Origin of the sequence: Bradyrhizobium sp. HKCCYLS3070, assembly GCF_051167575.1 — a bacterium.
GTDB lineage: Bacteria > Pseudomonadota > Alphaproteobacteria > Rhizobiales > Xanthobacteraceae > Bradyrhizobium.
Window position 1 is genome coordinate 107074 of sequence record NZ_JBNPTI010000016.1, and the last position, 6414, is coordinate 113487.

At 64.2% G+C, this 6414-nt stretch carries 5 protein-coding genes and 1 pseudogene; 2 read left to right on the forward strand and 4 right to left on the reverse strand.

The features are described 5' to 3' along the window. Positions 1–89: 89 nt before the first annotated feature. The 4 genes from ACQR03_RS30580 to ACQR03_RS30595 form a co-directional block, all read right to left on the reverse strand. A complete protein-coding gene (locus ACQR03_RS30580) occupies positions 90–2639 on the reverse strand; it encodes an ATP-binding protein (protein ID WP_434842142.1) in 2550 nt (849 codons plus the stop codon). Between the two features lie 6 nt (positions 2640–2645). Next, on the reverse strand, positions 2646–2960 hold the full coding sequence (locus tag ACQR03_RS30585) for a response regulator (protein WP_316204106.1): 315 nt from the start codon (positions 2958–2960) through the stop codon (positions 2646–2648). Positions 2961–3183: 223 nt separating this feature from the next. Next, entirely contained in the window at positions 3184–3573 is a 390-nt protein-coding gene (locus ACQR03_RS30590) for a response regulator (protein ID WP_008968243.1), read from the reverse strand. A gap of 237 nt (positions 3574–3810) precedes the next feature. Further along, the gene (locus ACQR03_RS30595) at positions 3811–4533 is read right to left on the reverse strand and encodes a Crp/Fnr family transcriptional regulator (protein WP_315715994.1); all 723 of its coding nucleotides are present in this window, start codon (positions 4531–4533) and stop codon (positions 3811–3813) included. Between the two features lie 670 nt (positions 4534–5203). Between ACQR03_RS30595 and ACQR03_RS30600 the strand changes: the two genes are divergently transcribed. Together ACQR03_RS30600 and ACQR03_RS30605 are read left to right on the forward strand one after the other, a co-directional pair. After that, positions 5204–5953, forward strand: a complete 750-nt coding sequence (locus tag ACQR03_RS30600) for a histidine kinase dimerization/phospho-acceptor domain-containing protein (RefSeq protein WP_434842141.1) — start codon at positions 5204–5206, stop codon at positions 5951–5953. Positions 5954–6247: 294 nt separating this feature from the next. Next, a pseudogene (locus ACQR03_RS30605) lies at positions 6248–6414 on the forward strand (flagellin); the annotation flags it as partial.

Below are 6414 nucleotides of genomic sequence, written 5' to 3' on the forward strand. Positions count from 1 at the left end.
CGTCGGAGCCCGTCCTCGTCGCCGCGGTGCACCGTGCGGGGACGTCGCGCGGATCGGCATGCGCCAGGGAGGCCTGCGGCCTCCCCGCTTCAATATTGCAGCTCCTGGGCGCGGGCGGCGGCGTAGGCGGCCTCGATGTTGTCGAGCAGCTCGGCATACTCCTTGGCGGACAGGCGTGGTGCGCTCTTCTCCAGCGCCAGCGCGTAGGTTGCAAGCCGGCGGTACCCGAAGGTTCCGGCTGCGCTCTTCAGCGAATGCGCCTCGCGGCCGATCTTGATGCGCTCGCCGTCGAGCGTCAGCTGGCGGAGCTGCTTCAGCCGCGCATCCGTCTCGCTGAAGAACACGTCGCGGATCTCCTGCGCCGCCTCGTCTCCGATCTCGCCGACCAGCTCGGCGTAGGCTTCGCGGTCCAGCGCAGCTTCGGGAGCAATTTCGGTGTCGGCGCCAATGTCGGGGGCCGCGGCATCCGCCTGAGCCGGCACCAGCGGGGCGTCTGACGCCGCGGTGTCCAGCACCGGAACGGGCAGGGGCAGCACGCGCAGGATGGCCTCCACGAGCGCCTTCTTGCGGGCGGGCTTGACGACGAAATCGTTCATCCCGGCTTCCCGGCAGGCTCGGATATCCTCCATGAAGGCGTTCGCCGTGAAGGCGATGATCGGCACGTTGGAGCGGCGCTCGCCTCGCGCGCGAATGGTCCGGGTCGCCTGGAAGCCGTCCATCTCCGGCATGCGGACGTCCATCAGGATGAGGTCGTAGTTGAAGCGGCTGGCGGCGGTGACGGCCTCGGCGCCGTCGCAGGCCGTGTCGGTCTGGATGTCGAAATCCTTGAGCATCTTGGTCGCGACCAGGCGGTTGGTCGGATTGTCGTCCACCACGAGGACGCGCAGCGGCCGGCCGAACGCCGCGATCCGGTTCTGCAGCGAGGTGTAGATGCCGTCGTCGTTCTGCTCTGGCACCGCGAAGGTCTCGGCAATCGGCAGCGTCAGGCGGAACGAGAAGGTGGATCCGCTGCCCAGCGTCGAGGTGACCCTGATGTCACCCCCCATCTGCTCGATCAGTCGCTTGCAGATCGCGAGTCCGAGTCCGGAGCCCCCGAACCGGCGGCTGATCGAATTGTCGGCCTGGACGAAGTTTGCGAACAGCGAGCCGATCTTGTCGGCGGCAATACCGATGCCGGTGTCGGTCACCGTCCATTCCACGGTCGCCTTCTCGTCATCCTTCTCGATGCAGCGCGTCGTGACGACCACTTCGCCGGACGAGGTGAACTTGACCGCGTTGGAAACCAGGTTGAGCAGGATCTGGCGAATGCGGCCGGCGTCGCCGACCAGCGCCGGCGGGACGGATGGGTCGCCGACGCTCCTCAGCTTCAGGTCCTTGGCGGAAGCCCGCGGCCCGATGATGCTGAGCGTGTTGTGGACCAGGGCCTCGGCGGAGAACGCGATGTCCTCGAGCGAGAGCTGGCCGGATTCGAGCTTGGAGAAGTCGAGAATGTCGTTGAGGATCTCGAGCAGATTGTCGCCGGCATTGTGGATCGCCACCACCGAACGGCGCTGCTCGGGATCGAGATTGGTTTCCAGCAGCGTCGTGGCGAGGCCGAGCACCGCGTTCATCGGCGTGCGGATCTCGTGGCTCATCATCGCGACGAAGGTGGACTTCGCCGCGTTCGCGGCCTCGGCGGCCTCGATCAGGTGCTGGTGGCGTTCCCACCAGCGGGAGATCAGGACCGCGGCCGCGAGCACGGCCATCGCGCTCACCAGCGACACGATGACCAGAAGCGTCGCCATGTCGCGCCAGGCCTTCAGGACGTCGTGCTCGAATACCGACACCACGATCATCGCGGGATAATTGGGCAGCATCTTTGCCGCCCGCAGGCGCATCTCGCCGGTTCGTGCGGAGGGCTCGCGCAGCACGCCGCCGGCCGACAGCGCGCGCTGACCGAAGCCGGAGGTCGGCCTGCCGATCTCGCTCGTGGGCGGAAAATGCGCGAGCAGCGTCCCGTCCTCGCGGATCAGCGACACCGCCGCATCGAGACCCTGCGCGGTGGAGCCGAAGAAGTTCTCCAGATAGGGCACCGACATGGCGCCGAGCATCATGCCCATGAACTCGCCATTGGGATCGTCGAGCCGGCGGGCAAAATAGATGTTCCAGGTGCCGTCGCCGCGATTCTGAACCGGCGTGCTGAGGAACGTGTGCGGTGCAGGGTCGGCCTTCAGCGCCTTGAAGTAGTCGCGGTCGGCGATGTTGACGTCCGGGATCGGCCAGTAGCGCGAGAAGTTCAGGAGCCTGCCTTGCGCGTCGATCAGCGTCACCGCATCGATCTGCGGCAGTCCCGCGATCTTTTCCTTGAGCAGGAGGTGGGTCTGATGGTCTGACGCGACCTTGCGATACGCCGCAGCGTCGATGGCGCCGCCGCGCACCAGGTAGTCGCGCACGCTCGTGAGCACGAGGTCGACGGACTTCACCGAACGGTCGGCGTTCTCGGCAAGCGTGAGGCTATGGCGGCTGAGATCTTCCTCGGCGTGCTGAAGCGCGTTCTCGCGCAGATTGGTGAGGAAGAAGAGGTTGCTGCCGGCAATGACGCAGACGAGGATCAGCGCGATCGCTGCAGGCGCTCCCAGAAAGCGCTTCTTTTTGCTCATCGCCTGCTACCAGCCCGCCGGTCTGACCAGCCGCCGGCGATCGGTCTGCTGCGCGATCTGCTTCAGAGTTTGCCGGGGCCGCATCAGGTCGATCGGCTTCGAGAGGGGGGGATCGATGTTGAGCTCGAGAACCTCCGTGCCGGAGCGGTTGCCCAGCGAGAGGTCCGGCATGATGCAGTCCAAGCTCCTCTTCTGCAGGACGATCGAGGCTGCGTCGACCGAGCTCACGTCCGTCGTGTTGAAGCCGGCCTGTGCTGCAATCTTTCGCAAGATTGAAACATGCACGGCGGCATCTTCGATCACGAGGAGTTCGTTGCGCATGAATTCCCTGTCCCGTTGCCGCCCTGACACGGTCATCGGCAAGCAGGATCATGTCTACCGGCCGGCTCTGACCCCCTCGTAAATTTTGGTTTCCGTACGACTACGGGGAGGGTGCGGCGATGTATGCGTCCTGCCGTCGTCAACCGCGCGGAGTTCGTCCGCCAAAGAGAAAGCGCCCGGACACCGGTCCGGCCGCCGCGCAGGGCATTCCCCGGGAGCTCGGCTATTCGGCCGGGCCGAACACGGCTTCCATCTTGGTCTTGAGCGTCGCGGCGTTGAACGGCTTGACGATGTAGTTGCTCACGCCGGCCTTCTTGGCGGCGATGACGTTCTCGGTCTTCGATTCGGCCGTGATCATGATGAACGGCGTCTTCGACAGTTCCGGGCTGGCGCGCACCTCGCGCAGCAGGTCGTAGCCGGTCATCGGCTCCATGTTCCAGTCGGAGATCACAAGGCCATACTTTTTCGCCTGCATCTTGGAGAGCGCGGCCGATCCGTCGCTGGCGTCGTCGACGTTCTCGAATCCGAGCTGCTTCAGCAGGTTGCGGATGATCCGGATCATAGTGGCGTAGTCATCGACCACCAGGATCGGCATCGACAGATCAAAGGCCATGTCATTACTCCGCGCGTCTGGTCAAAAGCCGAACACGGGCGAGATATATCAGCACGAAGATAATTCGACGCTTCTTGGAACTCGCGCTCGTCAGCACGTCGACAATTATCAGCGCCCGTTGAACAGCGCGTTAATTCCGTCCGCAGCGGTGATGGGGATCATGCAATGGGCCGTAGTTGTACGGAGGCAAGGGCGTTCGGCGAGGCGCCGGCGCGCGACGGCCGGAACGACGCCTGCTTACGGCAGGCTGCGCGGCCGGACCAGATTCTCGTAGTGGGCCTTCACGGCGCCGTAGCACTCACACGCCGTCTTCTTCAGCCCCTCCAGATCGATGATCTCGATATGGCCGCGGCTATAGTGGATGAAGTCCGCCTGCTGCAGCGTGCTCGCCACCAGCGAAACGCTGTTGCGCCGGGCGCCGATCATCTGGGCCAGGGACTCCTGGGTGATGTAGAGCTTGTTGCCGCCTGAAAGGTCATGCGTCTGCAGCAGGCAACGGGCGAGACGCGACTCGACGGTGTGGGCGGCGTTGCAACCGGCGGTCTGCTGACTCTGCACGTAGATGGCGAGTGCGTGGCGCAACATCAGCGCGCGAAACGAGGGGCTCTGTTCGGCGGCTGCCCGTACCCTGTCGATGTCGACGACCGATGCAGCACCGGGAACGAGGACCACCGCGCTGTTCAGCACCACCGGATCGCCGCCCGCGAGCAGGGACATGCTTCCGAAGAAGCTATCGCGACCGATCATCGCCACCTGAACGCGCTCTCCGCGCGCGAGGTTCACGACCAGCGAGATCACGCCGCGATGAGGAAAGTAGATGCGCGAAAGCTTTTCGCCGACCTCGGCGAGAATGGAGTCTTGCACCAGATCCACGGTCCGCAGATAGGGTCGGATCAGCTCGAAATCATCGTCGGTCAACGACGACAGGAAACCGTTCGGAGAACGCAAGCTGGGGTCCAAAGCCATCTCCTGCATTGCAGTATCGGAGCCTCGCAGATATCTCAATGCCCTCATGGTTCCATAGAACTGCGTCCCATCCGCTGACAAGAAGAATCACGGGTAATATTCCCAGTAAAGGCCATTCGTTCCTGCTGTGTGCGTTGTCGTGCAGACAGGCGCGAATGCGCTTTGCGGATTTGGGCCGTCAACGTGTGTGCGATGTGCTGATCTGATCGCGCGCGGTTGTATACAGTCGGCACGCATCCGGCCTCCGCCTCGGCTCGTGAAAGCAGCGCAGCACACTTGCGGCGAACGTCTCGTTGCTCCGGCCGCGGCAGCTCCGATGGGCACGGACGCCACGTAGCAAGCGCCGCAATTGACAGCGGACATCTTGAGGCCAAAATCGCTAATAAGCGCGCTGATTCGTTGACGGATCTTTTTCTGTCGGATGCAACTCTCGTCGCGAGTGGAGGCATCGGCCGGTGTCCTGCGACTGGCGTGACGAGGTTGTCGTCCTGGCAGGAGCGGGAGTCCGACTGATGCTGCATCCAGCCGGAGCGCGATCGATGGTCAGCGGTGAGACTGAGCGCCAAGGCTGAGCATCAAGACGAAGCTGAACATCGCAGCGGCGTCCGTGCGTTTGCGTCCCGATAGCCCCGCCGTCCTCCCCCCAACAGGTATTGCACGATTCATGGCCTCTTCCACCTACCAGCGGTCCAATCAGTCGCTACCGAGCCCGGGCGCAGACATTCCGGCTGCTGCGACGCCGGACATCCACTCCGGGATGGCCATCGTGGGTCAGGTTGCCGGTGGCCTGCTGCACGACTTCAACAACATTCTCACCGTGATCACGGGGACCATCGACATTCTCGCCGAAGCGGTCGAGGACAAGCCTGAACTGGCGGCCGTCGCGCGTCTGATCGACGAGGCCGCGACCCGGGGCGCTCGATTGACGTCGCAGCTTCTGTCGTTCGCAAGGGGCCGGCCGCCGCAGCCATGTGCGGTGGAATTGAACGAGCTCCTGGTCGACGTCGCTCGCCTGCTTCGTCCGACATTGGGCACCGAGGTCGAGGTGACGACGTCGGTGGACGCGGACGTGCCGGCCGTCTTCGCTGATCCGGGCCAGTTGATGGCGGCATTGCTGTGTCTTGCGATCGGGGCCCGACATCGACTGGAGCACGGTGGCCGCATCGACATCCAGGCCAGGCGCATGAGTGCGGACGCCTCGGGCGCCGGCGGCATCTCCTCCGACGTGCAGATCGTGTTGACGGCGTCGGTGAGTGCGGCGGAGGCCGGTCCAGCCGATCCCGTGTTCTCGGAGATCCGGCTGGTCGAGGATTTCGTCAGGCGCTCGAACGGACGTCTGGAGCTCCAGGAGCCGCACGGCCGGACCGCCAGCGTCGAGATCGTCCTCCCGCACGCGGACCGCACCCCCGCGTAACCGGCCGCTCTTCCGCAAGCTCATAGTTAGCACTGCCTTAACGGTCGCACCGCGTATCGGCGCGCGCCCGTCAGACGTGGATCCGTGCGCCATTTTACCGTGAATCGCGGCGGCCTGCACGCATTTGATCAAACTGATTAGCGGCCAATTAGGATTAACGGCGGCGGGGGAGGCTGCGCGCGGCCGTTCCGAAGTCAATTTAACGAACGGGTAGGATTCCGCGGACCAGTCTGCGCCATCGCCGACAGAACGGTGCGGCGATGTCTACTCATGTTCATCCAGAAGGGAATGACAATGTCAGGTATCGTACTCTCTGCGTCGGTTCGCCAGAACCTGCTCTCGCTCCAGTCGACGGCTCAGCTCCTCGCCACCACGCAGAACAACCTCTCCACGGGCAAGAAGGTCAACTCGGCGCTCGACAATCCGACCAACTTCTTCACCGCCCAGGGTCTCGACAACCG

Bases quoted from the DNA above. Each gene is read 5' to 3' on its own strand.
- ACQR03_RS30580 (WP_434842142.1), bottom strand. From the start codon at position 2,639: ATGAGCAAAAAGAAGCGCTTTCTGGGAGCGCCTGCAGCGATCGCGCTG.
- ACQR03_RS30585 (WP_316204106.1), bottom strand. From the start codon at position 2,960: ATGCGCAACGAACTCCTCGTGATCGAAGATGCCGCCGTGCATGTTTCA.
- ACQR03_RS30590 (WP_008968243.1), bottom strand. From the start codon at position 3,573: ATGGCCTTTGATCTGTCGATGCCGATCCTGGTGGTCGATGACTACGCC.
- ACQR03_RS30600 (WP_434842141.1), top strand. From the start codon at position 5,204: ATGGCCTCTTCCACCTACCAGCGGTCCAATCAGTCGCTACCGAGCCCG.